The organism is Pseudomonas sp. FG36, from assembly GCF_057809275.1.
Genome location: NZ_JBMDJQ010000020.1, coordinates 65,402 through 84,490, shown reverse-complemented (window position 1 = coordinate 84,490; position 19,089 = coordinate 65,402). Strand labels below are relative to the sequence as shown.

General features: G+C 64.5%; 18 protein-coding genes. 5 read left to right on the top strand and 13 right to left on the bottom strand.

Features of this window, described 5'->3' with window-relative positions:
• Positions 1–20 precede the first annotated feature (20 nt).
• A complete protein-coding gene (locus ACODS9_RS16800; protein ID WP_401106323.1) occupies positions 21–1,160 on the bottom strand; it encodes a TDT family transporter in 1,140 nt (379 codons plus the stop codon).
• A 159-nt stretch (positions 1,161–1,319) separates the two neighbouring features.
• Here ACODS9_RS16800 and ACODS9_RS16795 point away from each other — a divergent pair, with 159 nt between their 5' ends.
• Together ACODS9_RS16795 and ACODS9_RS16790 are read left to right on the top strand one after the other, a co-directional pair.
• The gene (locus ACODS9_RS16795; RefSeq protein WP_401106324.1) at positions 1,320–2,510 is read left to right on the top strand and encodes an MFS transporter; all 1,191 of its coding nucleotides are present in this window, start codon (positions 1,320–1,322) and stop codon (positions 2,508–2,510) included.
• A gap of 131 nt (positions 2,511–2,641) precedes the next feature.
• Entirely contained in the window at positions 2,642–6,118 is a 3,477-nt protein-coding gene (locus ACODS9_RS16790) for a hybrid sensor histidine kinase/response regulator (protein WP_401106327.1), read from the top strand.
• On the opposite strand, the gene ACODS9_RS16785 is transcribed toward ACODS9_RS16790, so the two are convergent.
• A complete protein-coding gene (locus ACODS9_RS16785; protein ID WP_489094334.1) occupies positions 6,090–7,448 on the bottom strand; it encodes a DNA recombination protein RmuC in 1,359 nt (452 codons plus the stop codon). The genes ACODS9_RS16790 and ACODS9_RS16785 overlap by 29 nt on opposite strands.
• Positions 7,449–7,658: 210 nt before the next feature.
• Positions 7,659–8,078, bottom strand: a complete 420-nt coding sequence (locus tag ACODS9_RS16780; RefSeq protein ID WP_367858188.1) for a tetratricopeptide repeat protein — start codon at positions 8,076–8,078, stop codon at positions 7,659–7,661.
• A gap of 939 nt (positions 8,079–9,017) precedes the next feature.
• On the opposite strand from ACODS9_RS16780, the gene ACODS9_RS16775 reads away from it, so the two are divergent.
• From ACODS9_RS16775 to ACODS9_RS16765, 3 genes are all read left to right on the top strand, one after another.
• A complete protein-coding gene (locus ACODS9_RS16775; RefSeq protein ID WP_046854557.1) occupies positions 9,018–9,242 on the top strand; it encodes a hypothetical protein in 225 nt (74 codons plus the stop codon).
• Between the two features lie 244 nt (positions 9,243–9,486).
• Positions 9,487–9,969 (top strand): hypothetical protein, encoded by a 483-nt coding sequence (locus tag ACODS9_RS16770; RefSeq protein ID WP_094011820.1) that lies wholly within the window; start codon positions 9,487–9,489, stop codon positions 9,967–9,969.
• A 144-nt stretch (positions 9,970–10,113) separates the two neighbouring features.
• Positions 10,114–11,391: an OmpP1/FadL family transporter gene (locus tag ACODS9_RS16765; protein WP_401106331.1), complete on the top strand. Its 1,278-nt coding sequence runs from the start codon at positions 10,114–10,116 to the stop codon at positions 11,389–11,391.
• Positions 11,392–11,540: 149 nt separating this feature from the next.
• On the opposite strand, the gene ACODS9_RS16760 is transcribed toward ACODS9_RS16765, so the two are convergent.
• From ACODS9_RS16760 to cobU, 10 genes are all read right to left on the bottom strand, one after another.
• Positions 11,541–12,275, bottom strand: coding sequence for an RHS repeat-associated core domain-containing protein (locus ACODS9_RS16760; RefSeq protein WP_489094329.1), 735 nt, complete (start codon positions 12,273–12,275; stop codon positions 11,541–11,543).
• A 225-nt stretch (positions 12,276–12,500) separates the two neighbouring features.
• Complete coding sequence (locus ACODS9_RS16755; protein ID WP_489094328.1) at positions 12,501–13,052, bottom strand: glutathione peroxidase; 552 nt, start codon at positions 13,050–13,052, stop codon at positions 12,501–12,503.
• Between the two features lie 46 nt (positions 13,053–13,098).
• The gene (locus tag ACODS9_RS16750) at positions 13,099–13,221 is read right to left on the bottom strand and encodes a hypothetical protein (protein ID WP_269451408.1); all 123 of its coding nucleotides are present in this window, start codon (positions 13,219–13,221) and stop codon (positions 13,099–13,101) included.
• On the bottom strand, positions 13,218–14,420 hold the full coding sequence (locus ACODS9_RS16745; RefSeq protein ID WP_046854552.1) for an MFS transporter: 1,203 nt from the start codon (positions 14,418–14,420) through the stop codon (positions 13,218–13,220). The genes ACODS9_RS16750 and ACODS9_RS16745 overlap by 4 nt, the downstream gene beginning before the upstream one ends.
• Positions 14,421–14,484: 64 nt before the next feature.
• On the bottom strand, positions 14,485–14,889 hold the full coding sequence (locus ACODS9_RS16740) for a MarR family winged helix-turn-helix transcriptional regulator (RefSeq protein WP_401106338.1): 405 nt from the start codon (positions 14,887–14,889) through the stop codon (positions 14,485–14,487).
• A gap of 42 nt (positions 14,890–14,931) precedes the next feature.
• Positions 14,932–16,122, bottom strand: a complete 1,191-nt coding sequence (locus tag ACODS9_RS16735) for a glycoside hydrolase family 5 protein (RefSeq protein ID WP_489094327.1) — start codon at positions 16,120–16,122, stop codon at positions 14,932–14,934.
• 94 nt (positions 16,123–16,216) lie between these two features.
• Entirely contained in the window at positions 16,217–16,948 is a 732-nt protein-coding gene (locus ACODS9_RS16730) for an adenosylcobinamide-GDP ribazoletransferase (RefSeq protein ID WP_489094326.1), read from the bottom strand.
• A gap of 1 nt (position 16,949) precedes the next feature.
• The gene (gene cobC, locus ACODS9_RS16725) at positions 16,950–17,519 is read right to left on the bottom strand and encodes an alpha-ribazole phosphatase family protein (RefSeq protein ID WP_489094325.1); all 570 of its coding nucleotides are present in this window, start codon (positions 17,517–17,519) and stop codon (positions 16,950–16,952) included.
• Positions 17,516–18,571, bottom strand: coding sequence for a nicotinate-nucleotide--dimethylbenzimidazole phosphoribosyltransferase (gene cobT / locus ACODS9_RS16720; RefSeq protein ID WP_489094324.1), 1,056 nt, complete (start codon positions 18,569–18,571; stop codon positions 17,516–17,518). The genes cobC and cobT overlap by 4 nt, the downstream gene beginning before the upstream one ends.
• Positions 18,568–19,089: a bifunctional adenosylcobinamide kinase/adenosylcobinamide-phosphate guanylyltransferase gene (cobU, locus tag ACODS9_RS16715; RefSeq protein ID WP_046854546.1), complete on the bottom strand. Its 522-nt coding sequence runs from the start codon at positions 19,087–19,089 to the stop codon at positions 18,568–18,570. Before cobU ends, cobT begins: the two co-directional genes overlap by 4 nt.

Here is a 19,089-nt window from a genome sequence, read left to right as displayed (position 1 = left end):
CCGCCCCTACAGGGCCACCATCAAGACTGCGCAATACACGGCGACACGAACAGCTCCCCGCGCCAGGCGCCGCGCAGGGTCCGGCTGGCCACCAGCAGCCAGAGCAGCGCCAGCGCCACCACCAGCACCTGACCGAACACCGTGAAGAAGCCCAGCCCCAGCCAAGCCGCCAACTTCAGCGTGGCCAGGCAGTACACGCCCAGCGGGAAGGTGAACCCCCACCAGCCCAGATTGAACGGCATGCCCTGGCGCATGTAGCGCAGGGTGATCAGCACCGCCGTCAGCAACCACCACAACCCGGCGCCCCACAGTACGATCCCGGCCACCAGCCCCAGCCCACGCGCCACCTCGCCCAGACCGCCCAGGCCATTGGCGGCGAACACCGCTGGCGCATCGCCACCGAGCACCAGCATGCCCAGCGCGCCGGTGCCGATCGGGCCCAGCGCCAGCCAGCTGGAGGCGGCCATGTTGGCCGGCGGCAGTTTGTGCAGGGCCATGCGCAACATGAGGATGGTGAGGATGCTGAACGCCACCGGCAGCGACACCGCCCACATCACATAGCTGGTGATCACCACCAGGAACTGCCGGTGCGCATCCACCAGGTGCGGCGCCAGCAACCCGCCACTGGCGGCGGCGACCTCCGCTGCCACCACTGGCAGCAGCCACACCGCGGTCATCTGGTCGATGCTGTGCTCCTGGCGGGTGAACATCAGGTAGGGAATCGCCACGCCGCATAGCAGCGCCAGGCCCACGTCGAGCCACCAAAGCATTTCAACCCACGGCACCACGCCCTCGCCCCAGCGCGCCAAGCCGAACACCAGGGCACCGTTGAGGATGGTGGCCAGGCCCATGGGGATGGTGCCGAAGAACATCGACACGGTGGAGTGCGCGAAAATCCGCCGCGCCTCATCGAAGAACATTACCCAGCGGGCGCCGTACAGGACACAGAACAGGGTAAACAGGCCGATGGTCAGCCACCACAGGCCCTCGGCCACGCAGTCCAACCCCGGCACCTGGACCTGATGGAAGGCCAGGGCCAGCACACCGGTACCCATGGTCGCGGCGAACCAGTTGGGGGTGAACTGGCGGATCACTTCGCGGGGGTGGGCCAACTGGCTGAACGGGCGCCAGGAAGGCGCGCGGGTCTGGGTGCATGGCATAAGGTGTCTCCTGCCCTTGTGTAAGGTAGAGATATCTTATGCCTGCAAGGAATATCTATATAACGGGTAATTTCTCTATCTGTTATCGATTTTAAAGATATAGCGGCCGGACCGGCACCTGGCATATGCTTGACCGCTGACAATGACAAGGATCAGTCGATGCTCCGCGCCCTGAAAGGCTACCCCGCTGCGGTTCGCCTGCTGTTGTTCACCACCTTCACCTTGACCACGGCCCGGGCCATCACCCTGCCCTATCTGGTGGTGTACCTGTCAACGCACCTGGGCCTGTCGGTTGGCCAGACCGGCCTGTTGGTCGGCGGCGCGATGCTCCTGGCATCCATGCTCAGCCTCTATGGCGGACACCTGGTCGACACCCTGCGCAGCCATACGCTGATCGTCACCTGCACCCTGGTGTTCGCCCTGGCCTTCCTCGGCATCGTGGCCAGCACTTCGGCGACGCTGTTCTTCTGCTTCCTGGTGATGGCCTACCTGGCCCAGACCGTGGTCGACATTGCCGCCAAGGCCGGGTTCTGCGCCCTGCTGCCAGAGAACAGACGCGGCGAAGTGTTCGCCATCAAGTACACCTTCAACAATATCGCCTGGGCCGCGGGGCCGATGCTGGGTGTGCTGCTGATCGAGGCGGACGACCACCTGCCGTTCGTGGTTTCGGCCCTGATCGGCCTCGGCCTGAGCCTGGTCTATTACCGCCTTGGCGAGCGCAGCCTGCTGAGCCTGCGCGAGGACAGGCCGGCGGCGGGGTTCGCCCAGGTCGCCCTGGGCATGCTGCGCGACCGGCGCCTGGTGTGCTTCACCCTGGGCGGAGTGCTCAGTGCCGTGGTGTTCGGCCAGTTCACCGCCTACCTTTCGCAGTACCTGGTGGTGACCCTGAACGATCCCGCCGAGGTGGCGCGTCTGGCCGGCTACCTGGTCACCACCAATGCCCTGTCAGTGATCGGCCTGCAATACCTGATCGGCCGACGCATCACCCGTCAGCACCTGATGCCCTGGCTGATGGCTGGCATGGCCATGTTCGCTGCCGGGCTGCTGGGGTTCTCCGTGGCAGCTTCGGCACCGGCGTGGTGCCTGGCCATGCTGGTGTTCACCCTGGGCGAGATCATCGTGATTCCGGCCGAGTTCATGTTCATCGACCTGATCGCGCCGGAGCATCTGCGCGGGGTTTATTATGGCGCGCAGAACCTCTCCAACCTCGGCGCTGGGCTCGGGCCGATCCTGGTAGGCCTGGCGCTGGGGCATGTGGTGCCGGTGACAGTGTTCTACCTATTGATCGGGTCGGTGCTACTGGCGGCGGTGTTCTACTGGTTGGGCACACGCAGGGCCCGCCAGGCTTAGTTGGCAATACTGGCCCATCGCGGGGCCTGCGACGTCCTGCCACTGCGACCATGGTCGGCGCTGACGAACCGCGCCCTGCGTGCCAGACTGATTGATCGGGACCGCGTTTTCTTTTTTGCTCCGGAGTTTGCATGTCGTTGTCCAGCGGGCTGATCGCCGTGGTCGCCCTGGCCTATATGGCCATCATGTTCGCCATCGCCTTCTACGGCGACCGCCGCAGCACGCCGTTGCCGCCGCGCCTGCGCGCCTGGGTGTACAGCCTGTCGCTGGCGGTGTACTGCACCAGCTGGACCTTCTTCGGCGCGGTCGGCCAGGCCGCCGAGCAGCTCTGGGCGTTCCTGCCCATCTACCTGGGCCCGGTGCTGCTGCTCATCTTCGCGCCCTGGGTGCTGCAGAAGATGGTGCTGATCAGCAAGCAGCAGAACATCACCTCCATCGCCGACTTCATCGCTGCCCGCTACGGCAAGTCGCAGAGCCTCGCGGTGGTCGTGGCGCTGATCTGCCTGGTCGGCGTGCTGCCGTACATCGCCCTGCAGCTCAAGGGCATCGTGCTGGGGGTGAACCTGCTGATCGGCGCCAACGCCGACGCCACCGGCAGCCGCGTGCAGGACACCGCGCTGGTGGTATCGCTGGTGCTGGCGCTGTTCGCCATCGTCTTCGGCACCCGCAGCCTGGACGTCACCGAGCACCACCGCGGCATGGTCCTGGCAATCGCCTTCGAATCGCTGGTCAAGCTGCTGGCCTTCCTTGCCGTGGGCGCCTTCGTGGTGTTCAACCTGTACGACGGCTTCGACGACCTGTTCACCCAGGCCCGGCAATCCGTGCACCTGAACGACTACTGGGAAGAGACCATCAACTGGCCGTCGATGGTGGTGCAGACCGCCGTGGCGATGATGGCAATCATCTGCCTGCCCCGGCAGTTCCACGTCACCGTGGTAGAGAACATCGAGCCCCAGGACATGCGCCTGGCGCGCTGGGTGTTCCCGCTGTACCTGGCCCTGGCCGCGCTGTTCGTGGTGCCCATCGCCCTGGCCGGGCAGATGCTGCTGCCGGGCACGGTGATCTCCGACTCCTTCGTGATCAGCCTGCCGCTGGCCGAGGCGCACCCGAGCCTGGCCCTGCTGGCGTTCATCGGCGGCGCCTCGGCGGCCACCGGCATGGTCATCGTCGAGGCCGTGGCGCTGTCGACCATGGTCTCCAACGACATGCTGCTGCCCTGGCTGCTGCGCCGCAACAACGCCGAGCGACCGTTCGAGGTGTTCCGCCACTGGATGCTCTCGGTGCGCCGGGTGACCATCGTGGTGATCCTGCTGCTGGCCTATGTCAGCTACCGCCTGCTCGGCTCCACCGCGAGCCTTGCGACCATCGGCCAGATCGCCTTCGCCGCGGTCACCCAGCTGACCCCGGCCATGCTCGGCGCGCTGTACTGGAAACAGGCCAACCGCCGCGGCGTGTTCGCGGGCCTTGCCGCCGGCATCTTCCTGTGGTTCTACACCCTGGTCCTGCCTATCGCCGCCCACAGCCTGGGCTGGTCGCTGCAACTGTTCCCGGGCCTGGCCTGGCTGCACGGCAACCCGCTCAACCTGCCGATCACCCCGCTGACCCAGGGCGTGGTGCTGTCGCTGGCGGGCAACTTCACCCTGTTTGCCTGGGTCTCGATCCTGTCGCGCACGCGGGTTTCCGAGCACTGGCAGGCCGGGCGCTTCATCGGCCAGCAGACCAGCGCCCGCCCCTCCAGCAAACCCTTGCTGGCGGTGCAGATCGACGACCTGCTCAAGCTCGCCGCGCGTTTCGTCGGCGAAGAGCGCGCCCGGCAAAGCTTCATCCGCTTCGCCTACCGTCAGGGCAAGGGCTTCAACCCCAACCAGAACGCCGACGGCGACTGGATCGAGCACACCGAACGGCTCCTTGCCGGTGTGCTCGGCACCTCTTCGACCCGCGCCGTGGTCAAGGCCGCCATCGAAGGCCGCGACATGCAGCTCGAGGACGTGGTGCGCATCGCCGACGAAGCCAGCGAAGTGCTGCAGTTCAACCGTGCGCTGCTGCAGGGGGCCATCGAGAACATCAACCAAGGCATCAGCGTGGTCGACCAGAACCTGCACCTGGTGGCCTGGAACCGCCGCTACCTCGAACTGTTCAACTACCCCGACGGGCTGATCAGCGTCGGCCGGCCGATCGCCGACATCATCCGCTACAACGCCGAACGCGGCCTGTGCGGCCCGGGCGAGGCCCAGGTGCATGTGGCGCGGCGCCTGCACTGGATGCGCCAGGGCCGCGCCCATTCCTCCGAACGGCTGTTCCCCAATGGCCGGGTGATCGAACTGATCGGCAACCCGATGCCCGGCGGCGGCTTCGTCATGAGCTTCACCGACATCACCCCGTTCCGCGAAGCCGAGCAGGCCCTGCGCGACTCCAACGAGGGGCTGGAGCAGCGGGTCGCCGAGCGTACCCACGAGCTGTCGCAGCTGAACCAGGCGTTGACCGAGGCCAAGAGCCGCGCCGAGGCGGTCAGCCAGTCCAAGACCCGCTTCCTTGCCGCCGTAAGCCACGACCTGATGCAGCCGCTCAACGCCGCCCGGCTGTTCTCCGCCGCCCTGTCGCAACAAGCCGAGGGCATGAACGACGAAGCCCGGCAACTGGTGCGGCACATGGACAGTTCGCTGCGCTCGGCCGAAGAGCTGATCAGCGACCTGCTCGACATCTCGCGCCTGGAGAACGGCAAGGTCACCCCCGACATCAAGCCCTTCGCCCTCAACGAGCTGTTCGATACCCTCGGCACCGAGTTCAAGGTACTGGCCGCCGAAAAAGGCCTGGAGTTCCGCCTGCGCGGCAGCCGCCTGCGCGTCGACAGCGACATGAAGCTGCTGCGCCGGGTGCTGCAGAACTTCCTCACCAACGCCCTGCGCTACGGCAAAGGCCCGATCCTGCTCGGTGCCCGACGTAAAGGTGAAAGCCTGTGGCTGGAAGTATGGGACCGCGGCCCCGGCATCGCCGACGACAAGCTGGCGGTGATCTTCCAGGAGTTCAAGCGCCTGGACAGCCACCAGACCCGCGCCGAGAAAGGCCTGGGGCTGGGCCTGGCGATCGCCGATGGTTTGTGCCGGGTGCTCGGGCACGCACTGGAGGTACGGTCCTGGCCGGGCAAGGGCAGCGTGTTCCGCGTCAGCGTGCCCATCGCCCGCAGCCCCGCGCCCGCGACGCCCGCCCCCGTGGAACAGGCCGGCCAGCCGCTGGCCGGGCTGCACGTGCTGTGCGTGGACAACGAAGACAGCATCCTCATCGGCATGAACAGCCTGCTCAGCCGCTGGGGCTGCCAGGTGTGGACCGCGCGCAACCAGGCCGAATGCGAGGCGTTGCTGGGCAAGGGCCTGCGCCCGCACCTGGCGTTGGTGGACTACCACCTGGATGACGGCGAGACCGGCACCGGGCTGATGGGTTGGCTACGGGCGCGTCTGGGCGAGCCGGTGCCCGGCGTGGTGATCAGCGCCGACGGGCGCAACGAGACCATCGCCCTGGTCCATGCCGCGGGCCTGGACTACCTGGCCAAGCCGGTCAAGCCGGCAGCCCTGCGCGCCCTGCTCAATCGGCATCTGAGCCTGGTTCAGTAAGGACCTCGTCGCTCAGGGCGCGCTCGACCAGCTCGGCCGGCAGGCTCTTGCTGGCCCGTGCGCCGAGCAGCTTGAGCTGCTCGCTGCGGCTGACCAGGTTGCCGCGCCCCTCGCACAGCTTGTTGCGTGCCGCGGCGTAGGCCTTGTCGACCTGGGCCAGGCGGGTGCCGAGCTCGTCCAGGTCCTGGATGAACAGCACGAACTTGTCGTACAGCCAGCCGGCGCGCTCGGCGATCTCGCGGGCGTTCTGGCCCTGGCGTTCCTGTTTCCACAGGCTGTCGATCACCCGCAGGGTGGCCAGCAAGGTGGTCGGGCTGACAATCACGATCTGCCGGTCGAAGGCCTCCTGGAACAGGTTGGGCTCGGCCTGCAGCGCCGCCGAGAAGGCCGCCTCGATGGGCACGAACAACAGCACGAAATCGAGGCTGTGCAGGCCCTCCAGGCGGTTGTAGTCCTTGCTCGACAAACCCTTGACGTGATTGCGCAGCGACTGCACGTGCTGCTTGAGCGCAGCCTCGTCGTTGTTGCCGACAAACTGCTGGTAGGCCGTGAGGCTGACCTTGGCATCGACCACCACCTGCTTGTCGCCCGGCAGCATGATCAGCACGTCGGGCTGGAACCGCTCGCCGTCGGCGCTCTTGAGGCTGACCTGGGTCTGATACTCGCGGCCCTTCTCCAGCCCCGCGTGCTCCAGCACCCGCTCCAGGATCAGCTCGCCCCAGTTGCCCTGAGTCTTCTGGCCCTTGAGTGCCTGGGTAAGGTTGGTGGCTTCGTCGGACAGGCGCAGGTTGAGCTGTTGCAGGCGCTCGAGCTCCTTGCCTAGGGAGAACCGCTCACGGGCTTCCTGCTGGTAGCTTTCCTCGACACGCTTCTCGAACGCCTGGATGCGCTCCTTGAGCGGGTCGAGCAATTGGCCCAGGTGCTGCTGGCTGGTCTGGGCGAAGCGTTGCTCGCGCTCATCGAAGATCCTGGTGGCCAGGTCGGCGAACTGGGCGCGCAGGGTGTCGCGGGCTTCCTGCAAGTCTTCCAGGCGTTGCTGGTGGCTTTCCTGCTGCTCGCGCAACTCGGCCTCCAGCCGTGCGGCCTGCGCCTCCAGGCGGCGCAGCTCGGCCTCACGGTTGGCGCGCTCGAGGTGCCAGGCGTGGGCGGCGTCGCGGCTGTTGTCGCGGTCGATCTGCAACAACTCCAGCTCACGCCCCTGGGCGGCGAGCTGGGTCTGCTTGACGGTGTTGGCCTCGCTGAGGTCGCTGATCTCGTCACGGCTGGCCTCCAGTTGCGCCTGCAGGCCAGCCTGGGCCAGTTGCGCGGCGGCAAGGCGCTCTGCAAGCAGCGCTTGCTCGGCCTTGCGCGCACCCTGGCCGCGCTGTACCTGCATGACCCAGCCCAGGCAAGGCACGGCACCTGCCACCAAGCCCAGCAGAATGCTGGTCAGATCCACTGTCATGCCTACCCCGATCGAACACTGATTGATGCTGCGCAGCTTATCAGGCTGCTGGCGCGGTTGCCTGTGCAGCCCTGTCGCGGGCAAGCCCGCGCCTGTTCAGGCTGGGAACCACTGACGCAACAGCCGCCGCGCCTCCTGCGAACCCTGCCCCGCCGCCAGCTCCAACCAGTAACGTGCCTGTTCAGGCTCCTGGGCCTGGCACAACCGGCCAAACTCCAGCTGTGCCCGACGGTCGCCGGCACGGGCCGCCTGACGCAACAGCTCATGACCGATACGCCGGTCGCGGGCATTGCCGCAGTCCCGGCAGAGCATCTGCCCCAGGCGGCTTTGCGCCACCACCACGCCCTGGCGCGCCGGTTGCTTGAGCATGCGCCCGGCCAGGTGCTTGACGCTGGGTTTGTCGCCCAGGCGCGGGCTGTCGAGCAGCCACAGGGCCACTTTCAGGGAAAAGCGCTTGGGGGACGGCAGCGATGGAGAGGCATCAGGACTGGCGAAGTGTTTACCGCGAAGCTTCATGACCAACAGCAAGGGTGACTCGAGAGGCGCGCCACTCTACTCGATTTTTTGCAAACTGGCCCGGGCGACTTTCGGCTGATCGACATTTTTTTCGATGATTTTTTCTTGACGTTTTCGCGGTGAAAATGCCCATGCCAGACCGCGCCACCAATTGTCGGACAATCGATGAAACAGCTGGCACGCCCGTACTAGAGCAAGCGCCCGGGACAATCCACAGAACCTGTGGATAACTCGGTGGACAACCCCTGAAGGCAGCCCGCAAACCCCTGTGAAATGGGGCTTTCAGTCAAACTGTCGATTTTTTCACCAGCAAAAATTAGTGTTTTTTTTCATTGACTTAAGCCCCCAGTCAAGTCATTGGCGAGCCTTCCACAGGATGTTGCAAGTGCGTTACAAGTCTCCGGGCGAGTGTGTACAAGTGCACCAACAAACGGCACGACCGCGCCCGAAAACAGCACATCCAGGCGATTGCCGGGGCATTTGCCCCTCTTCACAGCAGGTGCAATAGGCGACATAATGGTCGGCTTCCCGCAAGAAAATAAAAGCTTGCCAACCCTTGTATGTTCGCGTAGGGTTGCGCCCTGTTAGTACCCAGCTGAAGTCATTCTGGCCACTTAGTCCCTACAGCCCGGCGCTCAAGACGAGCAGGCGCTGCCCCATCGGGACCGGCCCATTCGATGATTCACTCGGCAAACCCTTGCCCAGCACGAATCACGTTTTCAGATTGATCAGGATCTTCCCCGATGCCCAGAACCCTGGTGTCGGTGTGCTGCCTGCCTTCTGTCGTACCTACCAGTCAGCCCAGCGCCACTTATTGCATGCGCCCTTCTGGCTGCCCTGTTCCAGTCAGGTTCTGCGTCTCCTTAATAAAGACGTCACTGGAACGTTTCTATTGTGCACGGATCAAACACCGTGTCTTACGCAGGAACATCCAACAATATGAGTAACCATCAACAAATCCAGGCTGCCTTTGGCACCCTTTCCCAGGCCTTCGCTCCACTCAAGTGCCTTATCGTTGCCCCACGCAAGGGCAGCTTCAGCTTTACCCTGGTCGACGAATACGGTGTGGCTTGCCACAGCGAGCGCCTCTATCCGGAACAATACAACCGGGCCGAGCCGCTGCAGGCCGTGATCGAGCGTGCGCGCCAGTCGTTGACCGCATGAATGAATGGCAGGTGATTCACCCCATGAATACACCCTGCACGCGCCAGCCTGAAGGTAATTGGCTTAATCGCCAGCGGGCATATGCTCCGCGCCTTCTGGCTGCAATCGATTTAAAAACAGCCCTTTACACCACAGTTATCACACTACACTTCAACTCGAGCGGCACCTGCCGCTTCCGGCGGGCCTGACCACTCACCAGCTGCCAAGCTCCAGCGCCCGTCGGCCCTTTTCGTAAGAGGCCATCATGGGCATCGCTGCGAACGAGTTGAGTCGATACGTGATCCGACCGACCCTGATCTACCTGGGCCGCCACTGCGACAGCGCAGAAGCTTTGTTACTGGGCGTTGCCGCAAGCCAGTCGGGGCTGGGCGCTGCCCTGCATGACCGACGCGGCCACGGGCTTTACCGGATCGGTGAGAATCGTCACAGTTGCTTGTGGGACGAATACCTCGCACGCGACCCCGAACTGGCCAGCCTGGTTCGCGGCCTGGCCAGCCAGCACGCCTTTCTCGGCGGCCCCCACCTCGAACTCACCGTCAACCTGCGCTATGCCACCGCCATCGCCTGGATGCTCATAGAAGAGCAGGCCACGCCGCTACCAGCCGCCGACGATCTACTGGGCCTGGCGCGGATCTGGCGGCAGACCTTCCACCCCCAGGGGCGCCTGCGGGATTTCACCCACGCCTGGCACCAGTGCATCGAGCCGATGCTTACCCACGCCTCCTGAACAGCCACGTCCTACAACCGGAATAAACGGAATTTTGGTCGGATTGTCCTACAAAACCGCTCTATCTCCTGCGTTCTAGCCTATAGCGCAGCGCGGCATTTGTTGGTAGCGTTTCGCCCCGGAGATCCCAAGGAGTTTCTAATAATGAAAAAAGTTATGCTCAAAACCTCTCTCGGCGTTGCCGTTGCCCTCGCTTCTAGCCAATTGCTCGCCAGCGGCTTTGCCCTGAACGAACAGAGCATCAGCGGCATGGGGACAGGTTTTGCGGGTCGTTCTTCTTCTGCCGAAGATGCCAGCACCGTGTATGGCAACCCGGCGGGCATGTCCCGCCTGAAGCGCGATCAGATGACCGTCGGTGGTGCCGCGGTCATCGCCAAGTCCGATATTTCCGGACGCGGCAGCAACAAAGGGGGGGAAATGGACGGCGACATGGTGCCTCTGGTCGGCGTGCCGATGGGTTACTACGTCAAGTCCATCGATGACCACTGGAGCGTCGGTTTCGGCGTCTACGTGCCATTCGGCCTGGTCACCGACTACGGCAGCGACGATGCCGCGCGCTACTGGGGCAAGAAAAGCCATGTTCAGGTCGTGACCTTCCAGCCGACCGTGAGCTATGCGTTCAACGACAAGGTCTCGATCGGTTTCGGCCCGACCATCAACCGCATCGAGGGTGAACTGGGCTCGAACCTGGCCAGTATCTCGCCGCTGCGTCCGGCCGACGGCGAAGTGAAGATCAAGGGTGACGACACCGCGGTTGGCTACAACATCGGTATCCTGGTCCAGGCCACCGACCGCACCCGCGTCGGCCTGACCTACCACTCGATGGTCGACTACAAGCTCGAAGGCAAGACCAAGGTCAGCTACCCGCTGCTGGGACTGGACGGCAACAAGTTCGATGCCACCCTGAAGATCAAGACCCCCGAGTCGGTGGACTTCTCGGTCACCCACGAGCTTGACGACCAGTGGACCCTGTACGCAGGCAGCACCTGGACCCGTTGGAGCCGCCTGGAGAACATCACGGTCAACAACGAAGTGCCGGCAGGCCCTGCCGGGCAGTTCGCGACCATCAACGAAGAGCAGAACTGGCACGACACCTGGGCTCACGCCATTGGTGCCTCGTACAAGGTCAACAAGGAATGGGTCCTGCGTACCGGTTTCTCGGTTGACCAGTCGCCGACCAACAACACCAACCGTTCGCCGCGCATCCCCACTGGCGATCGCAAGATCTTCAGCATCGGTGCCGGTTGGAGCCCGTCCGACGACATGACCATCGACGTGGCCTACTCCTACCTGTGGGAAGAGGACACCAAGGTCAACAACCAGCCGCACAGCCTGACCGAAGCCGGCCTCAAAGGCAGCTACCAGGCCAAGTACGAAAACAGTGCCCACGGCATTGGTGCTTCGCTGACCTACCGCTTCTGAGTGTCACCCGCTGCATGAAAAATGCCGCCCTCGTGGTAATGCTGGTCAGTTAAGATTTCTTCAGCATTACCGGGGCTGCTTTGCAGCCCTTCGCGGGTAAACCCGCGAAGGGCTGTGTACCAGCAGTGTTCGAATCACAGGGGTCGTGACTAGACGGTATTTGCTCGAGCGTCTGCAATCAGTTTTGTCGTAGCACTCAACGACTCTCCAACACTAGAGTTTGATGCGGTATCGCCACCCTCATTCTGCCGCTGATTATTTACCCTGCCCTCACTTCTTCGAAATGCAATGAACCCTGCCACATTCAAAAAAGCCTCAACCCCCATGACGGTCAGATCAACAACTTTAGCAGTCTTATAATAGTCTTCCAGACCTGGAATCATCTCTTCGGCACTCAGATACGGATCAACTCCATAAAAGTCCTTTAATTTATCCCAGCCTATTCCAGCCAAATCAGATAGACCTGCCAAAACAACCACGCCTCTCTCGACCCAAGTGGCCTGCCCGCCCTCCGCCATCTTTTGGTGACGACGAACATTTTTTGCAAACAGGAATCCTCTTGCAGCACTGATTAACGTCTGACCACTGGGGTCTCGGTAGTTGATGGGATCACCACGGCAATAGGCATAGGTATTGGTGCCCCCCTCACCGAACGGGCTCAGTCGATCAGGGGAGTGAAAACGCATTAAAGCAGGGCTGTAGGTGCGACACCCATTACCCAGATGATAGGTTCCCATCAGCGCCTCACAGGCCATACCACAGTATGCCAGACGAGGCCCGATCACTACCGGCAACACACCATAAGGGGAATAACTTCTGACTAATTGACCATCTCCAACAATCGACTGTTGTCCATCGAACTGAAAAAGTTGTGAGGTTTTCATTTCACGTTCTTCATGGTTCAGGTTCTATCGAGAAACTAGCACTTCCCCAACAGTGAGAAAACTAGTAAAAATGCTAGTTCCTTCCTTCCCGCGCCCCAAAAACCAACGTGAAACTCAAGACTACTATTGATAAAAACTGGCACAAAGCGTCCCTTCACCAATATGACGGTAGAGCGCGTCCACGCATGAAGTCAACCTTGGCGGCACTTCATTACGAGCGGACATTCAAGGCTGCGAAGCAATCGCCTTCTCTATCGCCGCCGTGAACGCCGGATCATCCGGTTTGGTAAGGCTGGAGAAATTGCCGATCACCTTGCCCTTGCGGTCCACCACGTACTTATAGAAATTCCACTTCGGCGCGCTGCTCTGCCGGGCCAGTTCGACGAACAGCGGGATCGCGTCCTTGCCGCGCACCGGCTGGGTCTTGGTCATGGTGAAGGTCACGCCATAGTTGGCGTAACAGACCTTGGCGGTCTTCTCGCTGTCGGCGTCCTCCTGCTTGAAGTCGTTGGACGGCACGCCGAGCATTTCCAGGCCCTGTTCGTGGTAGTCCTTGTAGGTCGCCTCCAGGCCTTCAAACTGCGGGGCGAAGCCGCAGTAGCTGGCGGTGTTGATCACCACCAGCGGCTTGCCGGCAAAGCGCTGGCACAGGTCGATCTGCTCCTTGCCGCGCAGCTCGGGCAGGCTGCCCTGGAGCAGCGCCGGGCAGTCCGCCGCCCAGCTCGAAGTGGCGGCGGCCAGGGCCAGCAGGGGTAGGGTCAGCCAGCGCGCATGCATGATATCGGTCTCCTGCACATGATTCCGTGAATGTGCAGGGTAGCGCTTAACACAGGCTCATGCCCAACTGCATCAGTGCCAGGCCGCCCTTGTGCCAGCCCCACCACACCAGCGCCAACAGCAGCACTGCGGCGACCAGCAGCAGGCCGCGCCCCAGCAGGCGGTTCATGCCGCCTGGGCCTGCAGGCGGGCGACCGGGCGTTCGCGTACCGGCCAGTTGAGCGCCGCGGCCAGCAGGCTGAGCAGGATCGAGATCTGCCACACCAGGTCATAGCTGCCGGTCTGGTCATACACCACGCCGCCCAGCCAGCCGCCGAGGAAGGCGCCCAGTTGGTGGAACAGGAACACGATGCCGCCGAGCATCGACAGGTTGCGCACGCCGAACAGCGTGGCCACGGTGCCATTGGTCAGCGGTACCGTGGACAGCCACAGCAGGCCCATGGCGATGCCGAACAGGTAGGCGCTGAACTGGGTCACCGGCGCCCAGAGGAAGAGCACGATGACCACGGCGCGCAGCAGGTACAGGCCGGTTAGCAGGCGCGGCTTGGACATGCGCCCACCCAACCAACCCGCGGTGTAGGTGCCGACGATGTTGAACAGGCCAACCAGCGCCAACACCGTGGTGCCGGTAGTCGCCGGCAGGTGTTGGTCGACCAGGTAGGCCGGCAGGTGCACGCCGATGAACACCACCTGGAAACCGCAGACGAAAAAGCCCAGCGCCAGCAACCAGAAACCGGAATGCGCGCACGCTTCACGCAATGCCTGGCCGAGGGTCTGCTCGGCGCCATGGCTGGGCAGCGGGCGGTCGCGCAGCATGCCCACGAACGGCACGATCAAGGCCACCAGCAGGCCCAGCACCAGCAAGGCCGTCGACCAGCCCAGCCACTGGATCAGGCCCAGGGTGCCGGGAAGCATGGCGAACTGACCGAAAGAGCCGGCTGCGCTGGCGATGCCCATGGCCATGCTGCGCTTCTCCGCCGGCACGGCGCGGCCGACCACGCCGAGGATCACCGAGAACGAAGTGCCGGACAGGCCGATGCCGATCAGCAGGCCGGCGCTGAGCGACAGCGACCAGGCAGAATCGGCAAAGGCCATCATCGCCAGCCCGACTGCGTAGAGAATGCCGCCGATGATCACCACCTTGGCCGCGCCCAGGCGATCGGCCAGCGCCCCGGTAAACGGCTGGGCCAGGCCCCAGATCAGGTTCTGCAGGGCAATGGCGAAGGCGAATACCTCGCGGCCCCAGCCGAAATCGGCGCTCATCGGCGCCAGGAACAGGCCGAAACCATGCCGCACCCCCAGCGACAACGCGAGGATCAACGCCGCCCCCAGAAGTACCCAACCGCTGCTCCGCCAAAGGGAAGTCATTGTCGTTGTCTCCAGCCCATCGCAAGGTTGATACGGGTATATACCCGCTTTTAATCGTCGTGTATCAGGCAAGTTGCTCCAGCAAGCGCACCAACTCGTCACGCTGCTCCTCACCCAGCCGCTTCACCAGTTGCGCCTGGGCCTGCTGCCAGGCCGGGTAGGCGGCATCCAGGCATGCCCTGCCCGCCTCACTCAACAGCACCACACGGTTGCGCTGGTCTTCTCCGTCGGCCAGCCGCACCAAGCCCTCGGCCTCGAGCACCTTGAGGTTGCGGCCCAAGGTGCTGCGCTCCAGGCCCATGGCCTCGGCCAGGCAAGTGATGCTGGGGCGGTCGAGGCGCTGGACATGACGCAGCAGGGAAAACTGGGCGACATTGATGCCGAAGCCAACAAGGGCCTCGTCGTAATGCCGGCTCACCCCACGGGCGGCGCGACGTAGATGGGTACAGATGCATTCACTGGTCAGCATGGATACGTGTATATACCCGCATCAACGACGTTGCAAGACATTTCAAGGGATGATTCCGGGCTGCAGACGCCGACGGATCGGCTCGAACTCCGCTGTGGCCTTGCGCACCAGTGGGTCAGGCGCTCCCTTGTCGATCGCCTGCCAGTACCGCCAGGGCACCTTGGCCGAACCCAGTTCGTAGTCCATGCCGTCCCAGCTGTCTTCGCGGAAGCTGTAGAACGCCCAATGCAACTGCTGGCGATCAAGCACCGTGAGCACGTCCTCCAGGTATTGCCGGCAACCGGGCAGGCGGCGCATGCAACCGAACTCGCCAACCACCAGGCGCGAACGCGGCAGCTTGATGGCAGCAGCCCAATCCACCGGCTTTTCCAGGTAGCGCGCGACCTGCCCGGCGTCCCACTGCTGCGTCTTGCCGGCGAACGGTACCGGCCCCGGGTAGGCGTATGGTTGGCGACGGGCCAGGTTCGGCGCACTGGTGGCGGCATAGGGCTCGTACATATGCACGCTGTACAGCACGCGCTCGTCCTCCAGTGCCGCGGGCCAGTAGCCGAAGGCATCGGCAGCGGCGTACCAGCCGGCATCGACCATCACCGGCGTCTTGCCATCGACCTCGCGGATTGCCGCCAACAGTTGCCGGTAGAGCGCAGGCAGGTCACGCGGCCCGCCCTGCTCGCGGGCGTACCACTGCTTCATCAGCGCGAGGTCGGCATGCTCGGCCAGGCCACCCTGTTTTTCAGGCGTAGGCTCGTTGACGAGGTTGTAGGCGGCGATGGCCGGGTGATCCTTGAGCGCCAGGGCAACGTCACGCCAGAAACGCGCGGCCTGGGCCCAGAAACGCTTGTCCTGCCACAGGCGGTCATCGAAACGATTGTCATTGTTCTGCGCCCAGCGCATGCCGGGAAGCGACAGTGGCGTGATGACTACCTTGAGCCCCGCGGCGTGGGCGCGGTCGAGCACTTCGACCAGTTGCCGCAGGTCGCTGGCGGCCAGGCCCTGGTAATCGTCGGCATTGCCCAACAGGAAATCGCGCTTGGCCGGCTGCCATTTGTCGTACGACAGGCGTACCCAGCTGGCACCGTAGCCTTTCAAGGCGTCGAAGTAGGCCTGGTCCGGGGGCAGGCGATTGAAGCTGTTGCCGCCATGGCGCGGTGTATCCCAGAAGTCGATCAGCTCGGCGGCGCTGGCGGGCATGCCGGCAAGCATAAGCATGCCGGTGAGGATCCAGTGGTGCATGCGAGGCATTCCTGGTAGTGGGCGAGCGCACGAGGATAGAACAAGTGCCTGGTAAGGATTTCCGCTTTTTCCCGCAGGATTTTTCAGGCGTTGCCTACTGCAATGCCAGGCCAAGCACCACCACCAGTTCCAGCAACTCGAGCAGTGCCCCGGCGGTATCCCCGGTAGTCCCTCCCAGGCGCTGGCACATCAACCGGCGCAACCAGGTGAACGCCACTGCCGCCAGCAACAACACCCACAGTACCGGCCAGCCGCCCAGCGTCACGCAGAGTGCCGCGCTGCCCAGCAACACCCACGCGGCGCCGCGCCGCGGCAGATGCTCGGCCAGTGCCGACCCGAGCCCACCGGGGCGCACATAGGGGGTACCGAGGAACAACCCCAGCATCGCCGCGCGCCCCACCACCGGTGCCAGCACCAGCAGGCCGCCAGCCCCCCGCTCGACCAGTACCCACAGGGCACAGAACTTGAGCAGCAACACCAGTACCAGGGTGACCACGGCAATCGGCCCGCTGCGCGGGTCCTTCATTATCTGCAAAGTGCGCTCGCGGTCGCCGAACCCACCCAGCCAGGCATCGGCGCTGTCGGCCAGGCCATCCAGATGCAGCGCGCCACTGAGCGACACCCACAGCGCCAGCAGCAAGGCCGCGTGCAGAGGGGCCGCCACGCCATGCAGCAGCTGGCTGGCCAGCCAAAGCAACAGACCGAACAGCAGCCCCACCACGGGATAGAACAGCAGCGAACGCCCCATTTCCTGTGGCGCCGGCATACCCGGCAGGCGCACCGGCAGGCTGCTGAGAAACTGCAGGGCAATCCAGAACGGCAGCATCTCAGCGCACCTCGCGCAACTGACCGTCTTCAGCCACAGCCAGGCGTACCAGCGCGCCATGGCCGACCTCGACCTGCAACAATTGCTCACGTGGCAGCCCGCGCGCACGCGCCAGCAGCAAGCGCATCACCCCGCCATGGGTCACCACCAGCACCCGCTTGCCGGCATGCTCGCGGTGCAGACGCTCGACCGCGGCCAGCACTCGTTCGGCAAAGGCCAGCACCGGCTCGCCCGCAGGTGGGGTGAACGCATAAGGATCACGCCAGAACAGCCCCAGGGCATCGGCGTCGGCCTGCATGATCTGGGCGGCGCTCTGCCCTTCCCAGTCACCAAAATGCAGCTCGCGCACACCCGCCTCACGCTGCACCGGCAAGTTGATCCGTGCCCCCAGGTCTTCGGCAAACGCCGCGCAACGCTGCAACGGCGAGCTCACCAGCACATCCCAGGGGCCGGCAGCGACGGTGGCCTGACGCATCTGCGCCCAGCCGTTTTCGGTAAGGGCATCGTCGAGGCTGCCGCGCAAGCCGCCGCCGAGCTCGGTCTCACCATGGCGCAACAGCTCGAGGATCATGCCGGACGATCCGCCACCGCGGCCTCGGCAAAGGTCGCCATCTGCCCGTGCAGGGCGCAGGCCAGGCGAATCAGCGGCACCGCCAGCGCCGCGCCGCTGCCCTCGCCCAGGCGCAGCCCCAGGGCCAGCAGCGGCTCGGCCTCCAGCGCCGCCAGCAGGGCCTTGTGGCCTGGCTCGGCGCCCTGGTGGGCGAACAGCAGCCACGGGCGGCATTGCGGGTTGAGGCGCACCGCCACCAGCGCGGCGACACTGCAGATGAAGCCGTCGACCAGCACCGCCACGCCGTGCTGGGCGCAGGCCAGGTAGGCACCTGCCAGCGCGGCGATTTCAAAGCCGCCGACACAGGCCAATGCCTGCAGCGGCTGGTCGGCGCGCAAGCCGTGCAGCACCAGGGCACGCTCGATCACCTCGGCCTTGTGGCGCACGCCGGCGCTGTCCAGGCCGGTGCCCGGGCCGCTCAGCTCACGCGCCGGGCAGCCCAGCAAGGTACTGGCCAGCGCGGCTGCGGCAGTGGTGTTGCCAATGCCCATTTCACCGCCGATGAACAGCTGGGCGCCGTTGTCGAGCGCGCGCAAGGCACTGTCGCGGCCGGCCTGCAACGCCGCCGCCAGCTGCGCGTCGGTCATCGCCGGCTGGCGGGCGAAGTTGGCGGTGCCGGACCCAAGATTCAGGTGATGGACACCGGGCAGTTGCAGCGTCGGGTCGATGGTACCGAGGTCGACCACCTCCAGTTGAGCATCCAGTTGGCGCGCCAGCACGCTGATCGCCGCGCCACCGCCGACGAAGTTGCGCAGCATCTGCCCGGTCACCGCTTGCGGATAGGCGGAGATGCCCTCCTCCACCACGCCATGGTCGCCGGCGAAGATGGTGATGGCGACCCGCTCCAGGCTGGGACGCTCGCGCCCCTGCAAGCCAGCCAGGCGTACTGCCAGGCCTTCGAGCTGGCCGAGGGAGCCGGCCGGTTTGGTCAGCTGTTGCTGACGGGCGCGGGCCTGGTCCATGGCGGCGCTGTCGAGGGGTTGGCAGGCGTCACGCCACCACATCGGGGTCATAAGGCTGGTCCTTTGAGCATGAGAGGGAGGCCGGCGACGGTCAGCACCACGCGCTGGCAGCGTTCGGCCACGGCCTGGTGCAACGTGCCTGCCAGGTCGACATAACGGCGGGTCAGCTCGCCCATGGGCACCACGCCCAGGCCGGTTTCGTTGCTGACCAGGATGATCGTGCCCGGCAGTTGCGCCAGGCTGGCGAGCAGCGCGTCGCGCTCCTGCGCCAGGCGCTGGTCATCCTCGAGCATCAGCAGGTTGGTCAGCCACAGGGTCAGGCAGTCCACCAGCAGGCAGCGCCCTTCGGCTGCTTCGGCGTGCAGCACGGCGGCCAGCGCCACGGGCTCTTCCACCAGCCCCCAATGGGCCGGACGCCGTTCACGGTGCAAGCGCACGCGTTCATTCATCTCGCCGTCCAGCGGCTGGCTGGTGGCGATATAGGTCACCGGCAGGCCGCTGGCTTCGGCCAGTTGCTCGGCCAGGCGGCTCTTGCCCGAACGGGCGCCGCCGAGGATCAGGCTGTGCAT

What these genes read in the sequence shown, in the direction of transcription:
- ACODS9_RS16800 (WP_401106323.1), bottom strand. Translation starts at nt 1,160, where the DNA reads ATGCCATGCACCCAGACCCGCGCGCCTTCCTGGCGCCCGTTCAGCCAG.
- ACODS9_RS16795 (WP_401106324.1), top strand. Translation starts at nt 1,320, where the DNA reads ATGCTCCGCGCCCTGAAAGGCTACCCCGCTGCGGTTCGCCTGCTGTTG.
- ACODS9_RS16790 (WP_401106327.1), top strand. Translation starts at nt 2,642, where the DNA reads ATGTCGTTGTCCAGCGGGCTGATCGCCGTGGTCGCCCTGGCCTATATG.
- ACODS9_RS16780 (WP_367858188.1), bottom strand. Translation starts at nt 8,078, where the DNA reads ATGAAGCTTCGCGGTAAACACTTCGCCAGTCCTGATGCCTCTCCATCG.
- ACODS9_RS16775 (WP_046854557.1), top strand. Translation starts at nt 9,018, where the DNA reads ATGAGTAACCATCAACAAATCCAGGCTGCCTTTGGCACCCTTTCCCAG.
- ACODS9_RS16770 (WP_094011820.1), top strand. Translation starts at nt 9,487, where the DNA reads ATGGGCATCGCTGCGAACGAGTTGAGTCGATACGTGATCCGACCGACC.
- ACODS9_RS16765 (WP_401106331.1), top strand. Translation starts at nt 10,114, where the DNA reads ATGAAAAAAGTTATGCTCAAAACCTCTCTCGGCGTTGCCGTTGCCCTC.
- ACODS9_RS16760 (WP_489094329.1), bottom strand. Translation starts at nt 12,275, where the DNA reads ATGAAAACCTCACAACTTTTTCAGTTCGATGGACAACAGTCGATTGTT.
- ACODS9_RS16755 (WP_489094328.1), bottom strand. Translation starts at nt 13,052, where the DNA reads ATGCATGCGCGCTGGCTGACCCTACCCCTGCTGGCCCTGGCCGCCGCC.
- ACODS9_RS16750 (WP_269451408.1), bottom strand. Translation starts at nt 13,221, where the DNA reads ATGAACCGCCTGCTGGGGCGCGGCCTGCTGCTGGTCGCCGCAGTGCTG.
- ACODS9_RS16745 (WP_046854552.1), bottom strand. Translation starts at nt 14,420, where the DNA reads ATGACTTCCCTTTGGCGGAGCAGCGGTTGGGTACTTCTGGGGGCGGCG.
- ACODS9_RS16740 (WP_401106338.1), bottom strand. Translation starts at nt 14,889, where the DNA reads ATGCTGACCAGTGAATGCATCTGTACCCATCTACGTCGCGCCGCCCGT.
- ACODS9_RS16735 (WP_489094327.1), bottom strand. Translation starts at nt 16,122, where the DNA reads ATGCACCACTGGATCCTCACCGGCATGCTTATGCTTGCCGGCATGCCC.
- ACODS9_RS16730 (WP_489094326.1), bottom strand. Translation starts at nt 16,948, where the DNA reads ATGCTGCCGTTCTGGATTGCCCTGCAGTTTCTCAGCAGCCTGCCGGTG.
- cobC (WP_489094325.1), bottom strand. Translation starts at nt 17,519, where the DNA reads ATGATCCTCGAGCTGTTGCGCCATGGTGAGACCGAGCTCGGCGGCGGC.
- cobT (WP_489094324.1), bottom strand. Translation starts at nt 18,571, where the DNA reads ATGACCCCGATGTGGTGGCGTGACGCCTGCCAACCCCTCGACAGCGCC.
- cobU (WP_046854546.1), bottom strand. Translation starts at nt 19,089, where the DNA reads ATGCACAGCCTGATCCTCGGCGGCGCCCGTTCGGGCAAGAGCCGCCTG.